1 protein-coding gene is annotated in these 20,438 nt (G+C 52.9%); it reads left to right on the top strand.

All coding sequences use genetic code 11. The features are described 5' to 3' along the window. Positions 1 to 236: 236 nt before the first annotated feature. A complete protein-coding gene (locus tag FJ146_06805; GenBank protein MBM4251662.1) occupies positions 237 to 20,438 on the top strand; it encodes a hypothetical protein in 20,202 nt (6,733 codons plus the stop codon).

Here is a 20,438-nt window from a genome sequence, read left to right as displayed (position 1 = left end):
AAAGCCGGTTTTATTGATCTTTTTACTGATCCCAAAAACACCAGGAATTTCAGCGATAACTCCCTGATATCACAGATAAACTTTAGTTGGAATCAATTTAGTCGCGGAACCTTCGCGGCGGGCCTAAAATTGGCTGTCATTTAATCAATGTATTTAGATGCTTATGATGCATATCTCAATTTTCTGCATGATCGCCCGATAGCCACTACGAGGAGAAACACGCCGGAGGATGAACCTTGCACCAAGGTTTCGCGATCACAGCATCCAGACCCGTCCGAGCCAGTACTTACCTGGCTCGGACCCTGATGCGTCGCGTCACACTACTCGCCGTCCTGATGGTGTCAACGAACCTGGCCTGCACCGACAACCAAGGGGTGATCGTCCAAGGCCAGAGCGCCGCGGCCAATTTGAGCGATATCAAAAACGGCGCGCTAGCCATTACGGCGGACTTTAAAATTTTACCGGGCACGGGCTTCGTCAATAAAAGGCGCTTTGCTCTCAAACTAGACCGACCGGCAAACATTAAGCAGTACCGCGTCGTCACGGTTCCTCCTGGATCTTCGTGCCGCAGTGCTCCCTGGGGCGAATGGGAACGCCTGAACGATGACGGCATAATAAATTACGATACACAGCTACCCGAAGGCGCGATGCTCGTTTGCCTGGACGCTCGCGTTTCGGCAACTACGCCGATGAGTAGCGCCGAAGCGACCGTCGTCTACGACGAGTCATCGCCGCTTCTCACGGTGGAAGAACCGCCAGCAGTCATGGGAATCGCAACGACAATCGGACCTCAAACCCGTTTTCGTGGCACCGTCAGTGATGCGCGCCCAGGTCTCAGAGAAACCTTGGTATTCCTGAAGAACCGCACCACAGGGAAGTTTCTGAGCAGCGCCACGGCTTCATTCACTGCGGACGCAGAGACGGCGGTGGCACCAGCCATATTCGACGATCACTGGGAACTCGATATCCCAGACGCGACATTCACAGAGGGCGACTATGAACTCCGCGTCAGAGCAGAAGACCTGGCAGCCAACGTCACGGCAGCTCCGACCTCCACTGCGGGGACCGTCGGTGAAGCCGCTTACCGGTTCCACTGGGACAATACCCCACCCGATTCCGCGTTCGTGGTCGCTAACGGTAGGTCGGCGACTAGAGACCGGCAGATCGTAGCAAAACTAAAAAATACTAGCGATGACACCGAAAGTTACAAGTTGCAGATTGGCTCAAGCTGCGACGAAAGTGAATGGGCACCGTTTACGCAGCGCAATGGCGTGTTCAACATTACGCTACCTGACCTTGACGCTACTTACCAAGTTTGCATGACGCTGATCGATAAGAATGGAAACGTCAGCCAAAATGCGATGCAAACGATCACGCTTGATCGTGTCGCGCCGACCATCTCGGTCACATCACTCACAACGATAAGCCCCGCTGATTCGGTTAACAACCGGGTCCAGATTCGGGGGAGCGCTGCCGATGAGCGTAGTGGGCTCGCGATTGTCCGCGTATCCGTGCGCCATGCAGACGATCACTGCCTCAACGCTGCAGGCGCGGCATTTGACGCACCATGTCCAACCTGGCATCAGGCCACGGCTACGAGCAACTGGTTAGCAGCGGTTTCGCACGAGCCCTTTCTTTACACTGATGGTGTTTACTCCGTCACGGCTGAGGCTGAGGACTTAGCCGGCAACATAACTCCCGTGCCGGTGGTAAGCCCTTTCAATTGGCGTGCTAGTCTTGCTGACATCACGATCACCAGCGCCCCGCAAAGCCCATCGAATAATTTGACTCCGTCCGTTACAATTACGGGCAACAACGCACAAAGTTACAAGCTAAAGGTCGTTCAGGGGGGCACTGCCAATTGCGGGCTGCAAGGGTATGGCAGCGAACTTCCTTTTGGTCCCCCCACGTTGTTAAATGTTAGCTCCCAACTCGACGGCCAATTAACACTGTGCGCGATTGGTAGGGACTTTAACGGCTTTTGGCAGCTGTATCCAGTCACTGCATCTTGGATCAAGGACACAGTACCGCCGACTCTATCCGTTTCTCCGCTGACGCGTACTAAACAGCCTGTTGCGCTGAGTGCCACATCGAGTAAATCTGGTAATCTACGCTGGAGTCAGACGTCTGGTCCAGGCACCCTGACATTTGGTACCCCGACCGCGCTTACTACTTGGGTCACAGCCAGCCAAGACGGTTCTTACCAGATTGCTTTTAGAGCGACTGATCAAGCAAATAATGTCAGCAGCACCGAGACTACATTAGTATGGGACACGACACCTCCGGGTGCAGGCGCTAATGGACAGCTTAGTTTTACTGACATTTCATTCAAAAGTTTAAAACTCAGTTGGACAGCTGCTACCGACGCCCAGACAGCCGCCAGTAACATGAGCTACCAGGTTTATCTGGCCCACAGCCCCTTGATTGATGACATCGACACCGTTGCGACACTCGGTACACCAGTCGGCAACGCTCTAGTCGGCAGTACTAACCTCACAGTTGCCAATCTAACACCTGGTACGACCTATTACTTCAACGTAGTTGCCACCGATGAACTTGGGCACAAAACTCTCTACCAAATGGCTAACGTGACTACGACTGCCGATACCACACCGCCGGTCGTTGGCGCAGGCGGCACTCTCAATGTCACAAGTTACACGGACACTTCTGTGACTATAGGTTGGACTATAGGAACTGACGACCAAAGTGCCGCGGACCATCTAAAGTACTTCGTTTATAAGTCAACTATCGCAAATATCGACAGCCTAGCCAACATCACGGCCAATGGCGGCATACCTCTCAACGGGATATTCGGATCTCAAAATATCAACACTTATGTATTGAGTGGTCTAACCCCATCAACAAGATACCACTTCGCCATAGTCTGTGAGGACGAGGCCGGTAATCGTTCGATGTACCTCAATAGCAATCAAAAGACACGCGTTGGGCCAGTCGTAGCAGCTCAAAGTACCTTAGTCCTAACCGGTGGGCATTCAAGTCTTGCGTCGGGCTTACCAGTAAATATCGTGCTTCAGGCACGGGATATCACAGGTGCGCCACTCGCAACTGGTGGCGCTACCACTGCTCTGACCCACACGGGTGGAACGAGTACCTTCTATGAATCTTTCCCGTTACCAGGAACTGACCTTGGTAACGGAACATACCGATTCACGATCACCGGCAAGATGGCTGGGACAGCAACGGCCCTAGCAGCCGTGGTCAACGGGGATCCGGTCAGCAATACGGTCGGAATCAGCGTCGTACCCGGAGCGATATCTGGTAGCACCTCGACTCTGGCAACGTTGGGAGGATCCGGAACCGTTGCATCAGGAAGCACGGCGACGATTCGTCTCACGGCTTTTGACTTCGCCGGTAACCGAATTCAATCAGGTGGAGCTCAGGTCAGCTTTAACGTCGCCGCCGGCGGGTCCACTTTTACCGAGTTGTTCCCACTCGCGGCAACCGATCGCCAGAATGGCACCTATGAAGCTCTAGTTACAGGTCTCATGGCAGACACTCCAGCGATTTTTAGCGCCTCGGTCAATAATGCCCCTGCAGCGGCCTCTACTAACCTCGCAGTTGTACCTGGTCCCATTGATATTGCGAATTCGCTAGTTGCCTCACCCGTATCGATCGCACCAGGCAGTCAGGCAACGCTCACTTTCACGGCTAGAGACACGGCCGGTAACAACTTGCGTAGTGGCGGTCAAGCAGTTGAATTTATCCAGCAGAGTGGCGCCGGGACCTTTACTGAGGCGACCCCCGTTCCGGCTAGCGATCAAGGTGACGGTACCTACCTCGCGACCGTGACGGGAAGTCTCGCTGGTCCCTTCACTATTGCCGGTCGGATCGGCTCCGGCACTACACAAGCAACGACAACAACAACGGTGGTTGCCAATATCGCGGCGACTGCCGATGGACAACCGAGCGGAAGTAGCCTGATCACCGCGCAGAATATCACGGTAGGCGGTACTGGCGTCGTCAAATACAAATATAAAATTGGCATGGCTGCATCCACTGACTGCACGTTAGCTGCCGGCTATAGTAGCGAGAGGATGGTATCCCTTCCTATCACTGACGACATAAGTAGCTACCCCGACGGTGCTATCAAGCTCTGTATCGTTGGCGCTGATTTCGCTCCGAACTGGCAGGATTTAGCGACGGCGACCGTCATTGGTTGGAATAAAATCCGAGTTCCTCCTACCTTCACTTCGCTCAGTCTTATAAACGAGGCCGCTGATACTTACTTAAACCTAGCGGAGTCACAACTCGCGAGCACCATCGCTGGAGCGCTCGTGGCCGCTACTTACGACACAGCCGCATACGCCGCAGCACCCGCAGCAGCGTCCTGCGACGAAGCGCTTACTTATGGGCCGATGCCGCAAAACACTGAGCTCCAGGGCGCACCTGATGGGTTGTATAAAATATGTGTCAAGTTATGGAACACCTCTAACCCACCAGTTTATGCGGCGGGTCCGACTTTTACTCTCAAAAAATCACTGCCGGATTTTATCTCCGTATCACTGGCTGGCGAGGCCGCTGACGGCTACATCAATCTGGCCGAGCGCAGCACTCAAAATGCCATGGCAGCCACACTCGTAGGTAACGACTTTGACACAGCTGCATACAAACTAGTCGCCTCATCGACGACCTGCGATGCGCAGCTGCCTTACGGGCCTGCACCAAAAGGGGATTCCGCTGCGTTTGGTACGGACGGTAACTATAAAATTTGCGTCAGGCTCACCGACACCGCAGGCAATCCAGCAGACTACGGCGAAACGCCTTTGATCGTTTTGAAAACAGCGCAACCAACGTTCATATCGCTCGCTTTGGCTAACGATGCGAGTGACACTTACATTAATGTCGCAGAACATCAAGGCTCATCCATACTGGTGGGAGACGTTAGCGGCACCAGTTTTGACACAGCGGGCTACCGATTAACGGATGTGGCGACGGACTGTGCTACGATCACAGACTACGGACCTAAACCTATCGCTTCATCCCCAGATTTCACTAGCGACGGCCAGTACAAAGTTTGCACGAAAATCACAGATTTTGCTGGTAACCCCGCGGTTTACGGCGCCAGCCCAACCATCAACCTAAAACTCACAGCAGCGTCTTTTACAAGCTTAGCTTTGAGCGGAGTGGCCACCGATGGATACATCAGCGCAGCCGATCACAGTTTGTCCTCAGTGATCGCGGCCAATCTTGTGGCAACTGGCTACAACGCAGTCACCTACAAACTGTTGGCAGCAAGCGCAACCTGTGATGGCAGTGCCACATATGGGTCCATGCCGCAGGCAGACGACAACATTCTTGTAACGGACGGCGATTACAAGATCTGCATAAAGCTTGATGATAGTGCTGGAAATCCATCCGTCTACGCGACAGGCCCCGCCGTCACACTCAAACTGAACGCACCGGCATTTACTAGCATCGATCTTACGGCACCCCTGAATGACGGCTACTTAAATGCCAGCGAGAACCAGCTAAATACGCCTTTAGTCAGTAATCTCCAAGGTCTCCGTTATGACAATGTGGCCTACGCCGTCGTCACTGACATAACTGCCTGTGACAACACTTTATCTTACGGCACCACACCAAACCTGAACTCAAGCGAATTTGCTGCAGACGGTTCCTATCAAGTGTGCGTTAAACTAACGGACTTAGCGAATAATCCACCCGTCTTTGGTCATTCCGCAAGCTTCGATCTGAAGCGGGCCACCCCAACTTTCACATCCTTAGATTTGGCAGGCGATGCTGCCGATGGTTACGTCAGTAGTTTGGACCGTCAGGCAGCCCAACCCATTGCAGGTAATCTTGATGCTTTGAATTACGATGCAGTCGGGTATAAGTTGGTTGCGAGCACGTCCTCCTGCGACCAATCGATCAGCTACGGTGCGATGCCGACTGCCGCTTCATCCGATTTCGGCGCGGACGGCGCCTACAAAGTCTGCGTTAAACTCAATGATGTCGCCGGCAATCCCGCTCAGTATGGATCCAGTCCAACGTTCGTCCTGAAGACTGCGCCTCCAACATTTGCATCAATCTCGCTCGCCAACGCTGCCCTGGACACCTATTTAAATGCGGCAGACCGGCTCGTGACCACGCCCCTAGTTAACCCTGCTCAGGGTAGCGAATTCGATCATGCCACATACAAAATCGTTCCAGTGGCGACCACCTGCGATAGTTCTCTCACTTACGGAGCTTTACCTGATGCAAATACTAGTGACATCAGTGCCGACGGTATTTACAAGGTTTGCGTCAAGCTCACCGACCTTGCCAACAACGCGCCTGACTACGACCAGTCGCCAAGTTTCACGGTAAAAACATCACAACCTGCGTTTATATCGGTGGCTTTAAATGGTGCCGTCACCGACGGCTACCTCAATGCCGCTGAGCACACCTCCGCTTCTCAATTATTAAGCGCGCCTGTCGGCAGTCACTTTGATACCGCCACCTACAAAGTGGTAGCTGCAGCGCAGGCATGCGATCAGACTCTTACGTACGGGGCGATGCCCCAAAGTGACGACGCCGCATTCGCCACCGACGGATCTTACAAAGTGTGCGTAAGGCTCGAGGATCAAGCAGCTAACCCTGCAGCCTACGGGGCAAGTGGATCGATTACGTTAAAGACTGCACTACCTCATTTCACATCATTAGCCCTCGCCGGCCCAGCGCTCGATGGTCATATCAATTTGGCAGAGAGCCTTATAACCAATGATTTATCTACCCAAGCTTCAGGCCTAAATTTTGATCAAGCTATCTACGCTCTCGTCACCGATGGAACTAACTGCAGTAGCAACGCAGTTAGTTACGGAAACATTCCAGTTTCATCAAGTGCAGATTTTGTTAGTGACGGAGTTTATAAAATTTGCGCTAAGCTTACCGACATAGCCGGCAACACCCCTGCATTTGGTAGCAGCTCTCCGATTCAACTGAAACGAAACGCACCGGTGTTCACGAATATTGCGCTTATAAATGACGCGGCCGATGGATACATCACGGCGAGCGAGCGGCTAACAAGTAATCCTTTAGTTGGGAACTTGGTGGCAAGCCTCTACGATACGGTCGATTATTACTTGGTTTCAAGCAACTTCAGCTGCGACAATGCCCTACCTTACGGAATTCTCCCGCGGTCGAACTCGACTGACTTTGGTGGTGATGGGACTTATAAGGTCTGCGTCAAGCTCTCGGACCATGCAGGCAATCCTCCAGTTTTTGGCGATAGCGACCAAATTCAACTCAAGTCGACCACGCCTCAGTTTGTTTCAGTTCAGCTTGCAACAGAGGCAATCGATGGTTACTTCAGTAGCAGCGATCGCCAATCAACGAGCCCGATTGTAACTGGATTAAGTGGTCTCCGCTATGACACCGCCGCCTATAAGTTAGTCACTGATGCCACCCCCTGTGACAACACTCTTGCCTATGGGCCAGTGCCGTTGGGTACATCCTCTGATTTTTCATCAGACGGTAGCTATAAGGTTTGTATCCGTCTTAGCGACAATGGTGGCAACCCACCGGATTACGGATCTAGCCCATCATTCGAGCTTAAGTCAACGTCACCACAGTTCCATGCACTTGCTCTGGCTAACGACGCCCTCGATACCTACGTTAATGCAGCCGAGCGTAGTTCATCAAATCTCATGACCGGCCTGATTTTAGGCAGCTACTACGATATCGTTGCCTACAAGCTCGTGCCACAAAGCACAACATGCGACGGCAATCTTAGCTACGGCGACGCCCCCTCTGCCAACAGCAACGATTTCACAGTAGATGGTCTCTACAAGATCTGTGCAAAACTAACAGATTACGCGGGTAATCCGGCGGTCTACGGTGCCAGTGGCACAATCACACTTAAAACAGCAGCACCCGCTTTCACATCCGTAGCCCTCGCTGGTGATGCCGCTGACAGCTACGTAAATCTCGCCGAACGCTCGCAAACGAACGCCCTGGCAGCAGCCCCCGTGGGAGCTCATTTCGATCTAAGTCAATTTGCCCTCGTTGCCGCCAGTACAGCATGCAACGGGGTCACTACTTATGGCCTCATGCCCACCAGCGATTCCCCGAACTTTGGCGCCGACGGCGCCTACAAGGTTTGCGTCAAACTCACCGACAACGCCTTAAATCCGCCGGCATACGGCAGTACTCCCACCATGACGCTGAAAGCGGCGCCGCCTACCTTCACGGCGCTGCCTCTTGCCAATACTGCTGTCGATGGCTACGTCAACGCGGCAGAGAAAACCCAAATCACTGATCTAGCCGGCACTATCCAAGGTACCGCCTACGACACCGTAACCTATAAGCTGGTCGCCGCTGCGGCCGTCTGTGCCAGTGTCACCGGCTACGGCACCATGCCAAAGGCTGACACCAACGACTTCGGCGCCGACGGTAGCTATAAGATCTGCGCTAAGCTTACCGACCTAGCCGGTAACCCGGCCGCCTACGGCGCAAGTAATGACTTTAGCCTAAAAACGGCACTACCGGCCTTCACCTCACTCGCGCGCGGCACAGATGCTGCCGATGGTTATATCAATGCCGCCGAGCATACCCAAACAACCGACCTCGTCACGAGCCTCAATGCTGTGCATTATGATGCCGTCAATTATAAATTGGTAACGGCAAATACAACATGCGACGGCAATTTGACCTACGATGCGCTACCCAAAGGTGACTCGAACGACTTCGGCGGGGATGGCTCCTATCATGTTTGCGTCAAGCTCACGGATCTGGCGGGGAATCCCACAGTCTACGGCGCTAGCCCGAGCTTTATACTCAAAACAGCACTGCCCGACTTCACTAGCCTCGCCTTAAACGCTGCGGCCACCGACACCTATATCAACGCGGCGGAAAGCGCACTCACTACCGATCTCGTCGCTGCAGCAACCGGTCTCAACTTTGACACGGCGACCTACAAATTAGTCACCGCAACGACGAACTGCGACAGCAGTCTCAGCTACGGTGCCATACCGAAGGCCGATAGCGCAGCCTTCATCACCGATGGCGATTACAAGGTCTGCGTTAAACTGAGCGACAACGCCGCCAACCCGCCAGACTACGGCTCAAGTCCGATCATCCATTTGAAAAAGACAGCACCAACCTTCACCGCACTTGACCTTGTCAACGCCGCCGCTGATCGCTACGTGAACGCCGCCGAGCACGCCTTATCCACCGACCTAGCTGGTAATCTCAGCGGCACGCAGTACGACACTAGCGACTACGCACTAGTCGCTGGCGCAGCCACCTGTGACGGCAATCTCACTTACGACACGATGCCGCCTGCCTCGGCCGCAACACTGACCACCGACGGGCCCTATAAAGTTTGTGTGCGCCTCGGAGATCATGCCCAAAATCCACCAGCATACGGCGCCACTTTAACTTTCGATCTCAAGCTGTTGCAACCGACCTTTACTGGGCTTGCTCTAGCCAACGAGGCTCAAGACAGCTATGTCAACGCTACTGAACGCAACGTCAATCACGATCTCACCACCATTGCTAGCGGTACCAACTTTGATTCCGCTAGCTACAAACTAGTCACTGCGGCCACGATCTGCGACGGCAACCTCACATACGGCTCTTTGCCGCGCAACACCAGCAACGACTTCGGTGCTGACGGCTCCTATAAGGTATGTACTAAACTAAGTGATAACGCTCAGAACCCGCCCGTCTACGGGGCCAGTGGCATCATCCACCTCAAGGTTACGCCACCCGACTTTACGTCTCTTGATTTAGCCGGCACGGCTGCTGATGGCTATGTCAATAACGCTGAAAATCAACTAACTACCGATCTCGCCACTAATTTAGCCGGCACGCAGTACGACCAAGCTCAGTATAAACTGGTCTCAGCCGCTACCACCTGCGACGGTAGCTTAGCTTACGGTACCATGCCAACCGCTAACTCCGGTGACTTTGCCGGAGACGGCAACTACAAGGTATGCGTCAAACTCACGGATCTCGCGGCTAATACGCCTGACTATGGATCGACGGCTAGCTTTACCTTGAAAACGGGGTTTCCCGACTTTACTTCGGTCGCTCTATCAGGGGCTGCAAGTGATACCTACATCAACCTAGGCGAGCGTTCGTTAACTACTGCTCTAGTTGGATCACTCGTAGCCGCTAATTATGATGCCGCTGCCTATGCACTGGTCTCTGCTGGCACCACCTGTGACGCTAGTTTGACCTATGACAATGCACCCGGTGCTGACAGCGGGTCGTTCGTTGCTGATGGCGATTATAGGGTGTGCGTGCGTGTCACGGACCAAGCTAACAACCCGGCTGATTACGGCTCCAGCGCAACGATTCATCTGAAGACCTCTCTACCGGCGTTTACCAGCCTAGCTCTGGCCGGGGCGGCGGCAAATGGCTATGTAAATGCTGCGGAACATCTTCTGACCACAGATCTTGCCGGACCCGTCGTCGGAGCCCATTTCGACACAGATGAGTATAAACTAGTCGCCGCGGCAGCCACCTGCGATGCTGCACTTAGCTACGGAGCGATGCCTAAGGCGAATTCCAACGATTTTACGGGCGACGGAAACTATAAGATCTGTGTCAAACTGAGTGACCATGCGGCGAATCCCGCCGTCTATCAAAGCTCGCCAACGTTTGTGCTCAAAACCGCACTACCAATATTTAGCTCCATCGCTTTGGTGAACGAGGCCTCAGACGCCTACATCAGTGTCACAGACCACACATCTAGCCAACCGCTCGTTGGCAACTTGGCAGCAGCAAATTACGACACAGTGGAATACAAATTAGTCACTGCTAGCACTTCGTGTCATGGCCCCCTCACCTACGGTACCCTACCCACGGCTGATTCGATGGATTTCACCACGGACGGGAGTTACAAAGTATGTGTGCGTCTGACCGACACTGCAGGTAATCCGCCCGCATATGGCAACTCCGCATCTATCACTCTAAAAATTGGCCAGCCTACATTTAGCTCACTAAACCTTACACAGGATGCAACCGATACCTATATCAACGCAGCCGAAGAATTACTGACAAACCCGTTAGTCACCACCGTCACTGGACTAAGTTTCGATCATGCCGCCTATAAACTTGTACCGCTAGCCACTAATTGTGACGACAACCTCAGTTACGGTGCCATCCCGAATAACGACAGTACCGACTTTGGTTCGGATGGTGATTACAAAGTTTGTGTCAAATTGACTGACACTGCCAACAACCCACCTGCATTCGGCAGTAGTCCAACCATTCACTTGAAAACAGCCCAGATAGCGTTCACCTCCATTGACTTAACGAATGCTGCAACAGATCAATACATCAACCTGGCTGAGCGTCAAAGCACTCTATCGCTAGTAGGCAATCTAGTTGCGGCAAATCATGACAGTGTCAGCTACACATTAGTAGCGGCAGCGACGACATGCGACAGTAATCTCAGTTATGGCTCCGCTCCATCCGGGGCCTCTAGTGACTTTGGCGTCGATGGATCGTACAAAGTCTGCTTACGCCTCACGGATCAGGCAAACAATCCTCCAGTCTTTAGTGCTACATTGCCCATGACCCTCAAGACCGCAGTTCCTACGTTCAGCGCCCTACCACTCGCTAATCAAGCCGCCGATACCTTTATTAATGCCGCTGATAAACTCCTACCTAACGCTATCACAGGCGCTTTAGTTGGTAGCGGATACGATCAGAGTGACTTCAAGCTAGTCCTTGCAAGTACAAGTTGTGACAACAATCTTACCTATGACGCTGCCCCTTTAAATACGAGTAACGACTTTGGTAGCGATAATGACTATAAAGTTTGTGTGCGCCTCCGAGATTATGCCCTTAATCCGACGGTGTACAACTCTTCGCCTACATTTAAATTAAAAACATCATTACCTGCGTTTACATCGCTTGATTTGGCGGGAAATGCTACCGACCTCTACATCAATGCCGCTGAGAAAACCCAGAGTACGACCCTTGGTGGCACTCTCACAGCAGTAAACTACGATAGCGCCACCTACCGTCTAGTACCCAATACCACCAATTGTAACGGAGCCCTCACGTATGGTGCTATGCCACTCAGTAATTCGAATAATTTTGGTGCCGATGGCCTTTACAAGATCTGCGTCAAAATCACAGATCTTGCCGCCAACCCAACCGTGTACGGCGCATCACCGTCCTTCACACTTAAGACCGCCTTGCCTGAGGTTTACGGCATAGCTCTAGCCAACGGCGCTGCCGACGGCTACATCAACTACACGGAACATGGATCCGCAGTAGCCATCGCAGATGTCATCAACGGTGCCCATTACGATACTGCTACTTATAAATTAGTCGAAAATTTTGTCGCCTGTGATGACAGCTTAACTTACGGCTCAATGCCACTTGCTAACTCCACAGACTTCACGACTGACGGGGACTACAAACTATGTGTCAAAGTGGTGGACTATGCGGGCAATCCCGCTGCTTATGCCAGTAGCGACAACATCGGTCTTAAAACATCGTATCCTACTTTTACCGCACTGGGTTTAGCAGGGGGCGCTGTCGATAGATTCATCAACGCCAGTGAGAAACAACAAGCCACATCCATGGTGGGAGTGCTTAGTGCCACCTATTACGATCATGTAGCCTATACACTTGTAACAAATGCCACGACCTGTGACGGTGCCTTAACCTACGGTGGCGAACCCCTCGGAAATGCTCCAGAGCTTACCAGCGATGGCAGCTATAAAATTTGCGTTAAATTAACAGATAATGCGGGTAATCCGGCGGCTTACGGAGAATCCCTCGCGATCACCCTGAAGACTGTGGCCCCCAGCTTCACCAGTCTATCTCTAGCGAACGGAGCCACGGATCTCTACATCAACGTAGCTGACAAAGCGGCTGCCACCAGTTTAGTAAGCGCCGCTGTTGGAACCGACTTTACTACTGCGACTTACCGACTAGTCACCAGTAACACCACATGCGACAGCGCTCTGACATACGGGAGCATCCCTTTATCTAACAATATTTTATTAAATACGGACGGCAATTATAAGGTCTGCGCTCGTCTAGTCGATAGCGCGGGCAACACCCCAGCTTTCGGACAAAGCGCAGCGTTCACTGTGAAAACAACTTTACCCACCTTCACTTCCCTAGCACTTGCCGGCGATGCTACGGACACATACATCAATCTGGCTGAAAGAAACAACGCGACAGCGCTCGCGAACAATCTCGTCGCATCGAATCACAACGCAGCTGTCTATGCCTTGACTGAAGCAACCACCACATGCGATGCCAACTTAACTTACAGTAGCATGCCAAATTCCGATAGCGGCGACTTTAGTGCCGATGGCTCTTATAAGGTCTGTGTCAAACTAACGGACACAGCGAACAATACCCCTGCCTACGGATCCACGACAACTTTCACGCTCAAGACCGCACTACCGGCATTCACATCGATAGCCCTCAATGGGGTTGCCGCTGATTCCTATATCAACGCTGCCGATCGCTCAAGCACTCAAGACCTTGGAGCTGGTCTCGTTGCAGCAAACAACGATGCCGCAAGTTACAAACTGGTAACTTCCGCCACAGCATGCGACGCAACTCTTGACTACGGCCTGATGCCGACGGGAGCATCGCCAGACTTCGGCAGTGAAGGCAGCTACAAAGTTTGCGTCAAAATAACCGATCATGCACAAAATCCGGCTGCCTTCGGCGCATCGCCGCTGATGACGCTTAAAACCTCCGCCCCATCTTTAACTAGTCTCGCTCTCACTGGTAATGCCGCCGATGGCTTTATCAATGCCTCAGAGAAATTAGGAGGCACGGCGCTCGTCAGCGCAGCTGTGGGCACCGGTTTTAACGTGGCGACCTATAAATTGACCCTAAGCACGACCACTTGCAATGGTAGTTTAACGTACGGGGCAATTCCAAGCGCCAATGCGCCCGAATTCACGGCGGACGACCTCTATAAAGTATGCGTGAAACTTGACGATGCCGCCGCAAACCCATCCGTTTACGGAGAATCTGCCATCATCACGCTCAAAACCACCCTGCCGTCTTTCACGAGTGTCGCGCTCGCTAATGGTGCATCGGACAGCTATATCAACTCCGCCGAGAAAACTGCCAACACAGCCCTCGTGTCCGCTGCATCCTCGCAAAATGCCGACGCCACATCTTACAAGTTGGTGAGTGGCACCACACCTTGCGATAGCAACCTCGCCTACGGTGCGCTACCGACGAGTGATTCCCTAGATTTCGGCAGTGATGGCACCTACAAGGTCTGTGTCAAGGTCACCGACAGCGCTAACAACACTCCAGACTACGGGAGTTCAGTCAGTTTCACTTTGAAAGTAACGCAGCCTAGTTTCAGCTTCCTAGCTATCACCGGTGACGCCGTAGATGGCTATATCAATGCTGCTGACCGGCTGCTGAACAACGACTTGGCGGGTTCGTTGGCAGCTAGTTCCTACAACCAAGCGACCTATAAGTTAGCCTTGAGTTCAGCCACCTGCGGGAATCTGACAGGCTACGGACCAATGCCAACGGGCAATTCAAACGATTTTGGTGCCGACGGCAGCTACAAGGTGTGTGTCAAATTGGACGATAATGCCAACAATCCATCTGTTTACGGCGCCAGTGGGACATTTAACAAAAAAACTACACAGCCCGGATTCCTATCCCTATCTCTCGCAGGCGACGCCAGCGATGGGTACATTAGTTCAACGGAACGCGCGCTCACTAGCGACCTGGCATCCTCGATAGCCGGTGTCAATTACGACCAGGTCACGTATAAACTTGTAAGTACCAGCGTCACATGTGACGGATATCTTACTTACGGAGCGATGCCCAAAGCTAACTCGGGTGATTTCGGTAGCGACGGTAGTTACAAGGTTTGCGCGCGTCTGATCGATAACGCCAACAACACCCCAGCTTATGGTGCAAGTCCGTCGTTTAACTTACGTACCACTGCACCCACAGTAACGTCTCTTACCCTTGCAGGCGCTGCCAGCGATGGCTACGTCAATGCGGCGGAAAGATCGCTAACAACCACTTTGGTCGGGACCCTTACGGCGGCGCAATACGATGCCACCGCTTACTCGTTAGTCACGGCGGCCACCGCATGTGACGGTCAACTCACCTACGGAACAGCGCCGTCTGCTGATTCCCCCCAACTACTGGGCGCAGACGGCAGCTATAAAATCTGCGTCAAAGTCACAGACAACGCTCAGAACCCACCGGGCTACGGAGCTTCAAGCACATTCACACTTAAAGTCAACGGACCGACGTTCACCAGTATTAATCTGGCCAGCAATGCAAGCGATGGCTACATCAATCTGGCGGAGACCTCCCAAGAACAAGAATTGGTATCGGGCCTCGCTGGATCCGGCTACGACACAGCCGAATACAGTCTCGTCACAGCGGCGACCACTTGCTCCGATGGCGCAGTGACCTACGGGGCTGCGGTACCTAAATCGTCATCGCCTGTTTTCACCAGCAACGGATCCTATAAAGTCTGCGTTAAATTAACAGACAACGCCAATAATCCACCGGTTTACAATAGTTCATCTGCAATCACGCTCGATAAATTGCCGCCCGCATTTACAAGTGTTGCACTCAGTGGCAGCGCATCCAACAGTTACATCAACGCATCCGAGAAAGTTCTCTCCACTGCTCTGATCGACGATCCTCAGGGCTCTCAGTTTGATACAGCGGAGTATAAACTCGTCAGCAAAACCACGCCATGCAATGGCACTCTTAGCTTCAGCAGCAGCAAGCCACAAAATGATACCACTGATTTTGGCGTGGACGGCGACTATAAAGTCTGCGTCAAGCTGACGGATGCGGCCGGCAACACCCCAGCATACGGGGAAAGCAACGACATTCACCTAGTCACAACGCTACCAATATTTTACTCTGTATCTCTGGCATCTGGTGACGCCTCCAACTACTACATAAACGCCTCGGAACGACAAAATACGACCGATATAGTGTCTGGACTAGTCACCGAGGACAGCGACTTCGCCACGTACAAACTTGTACCCGATGCGACCACGTGTGATAGCAACCTAAGCTACAGCACTGTTCCAAAAAGTAATTCAGGAGACATTAACGGCGACGGAGACTACAAAGTCTGCGTCAAAGTGGAAGACTTCGCGGGCAACACTCCTGCCTACGGCGCGAGTCAAACCTTCAGTGTCAAGACGAGCACCCCAACCTTTAACACCATCGCTCTGAGAAACGCTGCCGCCGATCAAGCTATCAACCTCGCTGAGAGAAGCCTCACAACTGCACTCGCTGGTTCCCTCAGTGCCTTCTATTACGACAGTGTCGGCTACAAACTGGTAACTAGCGGGACCACTTGCAGTACGGTCACAACCTACGGCGCGACGATACCCGCAGCCAACTCCAATGACTTCAACGGTGATGGCAGCTATAAAATTTGCGTTAAACTCGATGATTTAGCGGGTAACCCGACCACTTACGGTGAATCCAATTACTTTGCGCTCAAGACGACGGCGCCAACGTTCACTTCGATAAGCCTGGCGAGCGTCGTCACTGACGACGGCTACGTGAATGCCGATGACAAAAACCAGGAGACAGCTTTAGTCCTAGTCGATCCGAACACGCCGTTTGGAACAGATTATAATACCGCCGCCTACAAAGTCGCCGAAGCGGGCGTCGCTTGTGATGGCGCACTGACGTATTCAACAGCGGTACCGAAAACAAACAATCAGTACCTCAGTCCTGATGGCAATTTCAAAGTGTGCGTGAAACTAAGCGACACCGCTGGTAACCCGCCTGCCTACGGCGCAACAAGTCAGTTTATCCGGAAAATTACACCGCCAACATTCACTTCACTAGCGCTTGCGAATGAAACGGCTGATGGCTACATCAACGCCAGTGACTACAGCCTTGGTAAAGCGGTAGTAACCACCGTCAGTGGATCGAATTACAATACGGCCCAATATAAAGTCGTAGCCAGTAATGTCACATGCACCACCTCAACCGTCTTTAACGGGAGCATACCCCTCAGTAACGCAGCGGAATTCGGGACCGACCGCGATTATAAGGTTTGCGTGATGCTGACCGACAACGCTAACAATACGCCGCAGATTGGCTACAGTGCCAACTTTGCTCTCAAGCGCAATGCTCCGGTGTTTACGAGTATCAGCCTCGCGAATGATGCCACGGGAGGATACATAAACAGCGGCGAACGATCTAACACAAACAACTTAGTAAACAATCTAAGTGCCTCAGGCCAGAATACGACGCGTTACGCGGTCACCCTATCAAGCAATAATTGTAATACACCACTTAGCTATGACACGGCTGTTCCTAAGAGCAACGCTGGCGTCCTTGGAACCGACGGCATTTATAAAGTCTGCGTTGAACTCACAGATAACGCGGGAAATCCAGCAACTTACGGAAACTCATCGAATTTTACGGTTGATACGGCAGCACCTTCATTGACGCTTTCGTCCACTGCTGGGGCCGACACCAAAGACACCCCCATACCGGTGGCAGCGCATTTCACGGAAGTCGTGACAGGATTCGTCAGCGGTGACATTTCCGTAACTAACGGTAGTTTAGCCAATTTTAATGGCTCGGGCTCAAGTTACACATTTGACGTCACACCTACTGCGAATGGCACGGTCACAGTTAGTGTCACCTCAGCCGTTGCGACGGACGCTGCTGGCAATAGTAATACGGCCGCCACAAATCTAACACGCAATTACGACACTGCGGCACCGAGCGTTTCTTCTGTATCCACGAGCACCGCTAGCGGCAATTATGGATTAGGTTCTACGATTAGTATCGACGTTAATTTCACTGAGGCCGTCAGCGTCACCGGAACACCAACAATCACGCTGAATACGACGCCAACCAACAGGACTGCCAGCTACAGTTCTGGCAGCGGGACCAGCACCCTTACCTTTACCTACACGGTTCAGGCCGGTGACACCGCCGGGCGCTTAGACTACGTAGCCACGAGCAGCCTCAGTGGTACAATCGCTGATTTGGCTGGTAACGCAGCTTCCTTGACCTTACCAGCGACAGCTAGCAATGGTCTTTACAGTACTAATATTGTCGTAGAATCGAGCTTACCATCACCAACCTCTGTCATTGCCACGCAACCCAACGGAGCCTACAGCACTGGTAAAGATATAGACATAGTTGTTAGCTACAGTGACATCATGACTGTGTCCGGAAATCCGCTGCTAGCACTCAACACATCTCCCGCTCAATCGGCAACGTACCAGTCGGGTAGTGGTACGAATAAGCTCACCTTCCGCTACACGGTACAGTCTGGCGACACGGCAGGCATACTGAACTACAGCTCGACTGCCGCTCTGACGCTAAACGGCGGCTCGATCACCGATGCACATGGCACCAATGCCTCACTCACCCTACCGGCAACCGCAGGTGGTAGCGCGCTCGGGGACCTGTCTCAAATCACCATCGATACTACGAGTGCCACCGTTTCCAACGTTAGCTCAACGCTAACGGACGCCACTTATGGTTTAGGTAAAGCTATACCGATCACCGTATCTTTTAGCGAAACCGTTTACGTCACAGGCCAACCACGAATCGAGTTAAACGTGACTCCATCCACGCGCTATGCGGTCTACACATCGGGCTCTGGCACCGGCACCTTAACATTCACATATTTGGTCGAGGGACCGAACACAGCCTCTGGAGATCAGGCCGGAGATCTCAACTATGCATCGACGACGGCTCTATCATTAAATGGAGGCTCGATTAAGGACGATGCTGGTAATGCCGCGACACTCACGCTTCCCGGCACCACGGCAGCCGGATCCTTAGGTACCAATAAAAATATCGCCATCGATTCTCTTCAACCTACGACGTTTGCCATCGAGGCACGGACCTGCTGCAGCGCTAGCCGGATCTACGGCAGAGCCAACGAACTCACGATCACCTTCCCAAGCAGCGTTTCCAACTTCCACACCGTGAACGTGTATAGCGCCGTCGGGGTCACCCCACCCGCTGACTGCACAGGCACGGTCCTCCTAACTGTCGACCCAGCCCTGGTGGTAGCAAATTCCGCAGCGACTATCCGCGACCAATTGGGATCAGCTGGCCAAACCTACAGTTACCGCGTTTGCGCCTTTAATAATGGGAACAACCAAATGGGTACGGCCACATCAGGCAGCGCTACGACTTCCACAGCGCAATTCGCTTTTGTCACCTCATCAACGACCTCAGGCAACATCGGAGGCGTTAGCACTGCCGATAGCACCTGCCAATCTGAGGGAGCCAACTTTGATGACAAACTCTCCTGGGTCGCATTACTGTCTGACGACAGCAAAGAAGCCGCTGGTCGCGCACCAATAGCAGGACCGGTTTACAGCACGCAAGCCTCTCCAGCTCTCGTGGCACACGACTACAGGGACCTCTGGCATGGCGGAGCACTATCTCAGCCCCTGAGCTACGATGCAACTGGCACTCAGCACAGTGGGTCCGCATGGACCGGCAGCACGGCAACGGGTACGCGCTCCGACGCCGCATCGTGCAGTAACTGGTGTTCCGCGTCAGCTTCAGCTAACGGTGCAAGAGGCAATGCTACCACTACCAGCGCTAGTTGGGCCTATAGCGGACTCAGCACTTGTGACAATAGTCAGCGTTTTTACTGTGTCAGTAAGTCACTGCAGCCGCTCACGTCGTTCACGGCATCAACTCCGGAGAACGGCACCGGAGGCGATATCACCGTGGATGTGACATTCCCAGCAAGTACACTTAATTGGACCAAGGCCGAAGTGCGGCGCATGCTAGGCAACACGCCTCCCACCTGCAGTCAGGGCACGGTAATCAAGACCTACGATGGCAGTACGACACCATTCACTTCCGGAAGCTTCACTGATGCCACGGGCAAACCTGGGGCGCTCTATCAGTACACCGTTTGTGTTTACAGTGGACTAAGACTGGCGGCTACTTATATGCGCACCGGATCAGCCGTAAGGGCCCATACATCAACGGCAGCTCACATCATGTTTGTGACGAGTACCAAATACAGCGGCAATCTAGGTGGTCTGAGTGGCTCCCCGAGCGCCACGGACGCTTTGTGTCAAACTCGAGGCGATCTCGTCATTGCCAACTACACTTGGCGAGCTGTCATCGGTGACGATACGTCCAGTGCTGGTACCCGCATCAACTTTATTAGCTCAGGCAACGATGTCCGCAATCTCAACGGCGACCTCATCATCGCTGGATCGTCTGGACTATTTGCTGCCGTTAATTTAAGCAACGCTGTGAGCTACGACGACACCTTTGCACAAACCACTGCTAGAGTGTGGACTGGATCCAATACTGACGGCACCGCAACAGCTAACCACTGTAGCCAATGGGGTTTGAGTAACTCCGGAGACTCGGGGACTTACGGTTCGGCGGGCAGTCTAGTCACAACCTGGCTGTCAAATGCCACGCAGACTTGTGACAAAGAGGCGCGCCTCTACTGTGTGTCAATTGAGGCCGACTAA

This window comes from Deltaproteobacteria bacterium, assembly GCA_016874735.1.
In the GTDB taxonomy this organism is placed as follows: Bacteria; Bdellovibrionota_B; Oligoflexia; order Oligoflexales; family CAIYRB01; genus CAIYRB01.
The sequence above is the reverse complement of the archived record's forward strand: the minus strand, read 5'-3'. Positions and strand labels throughout refer to the sequence as shown.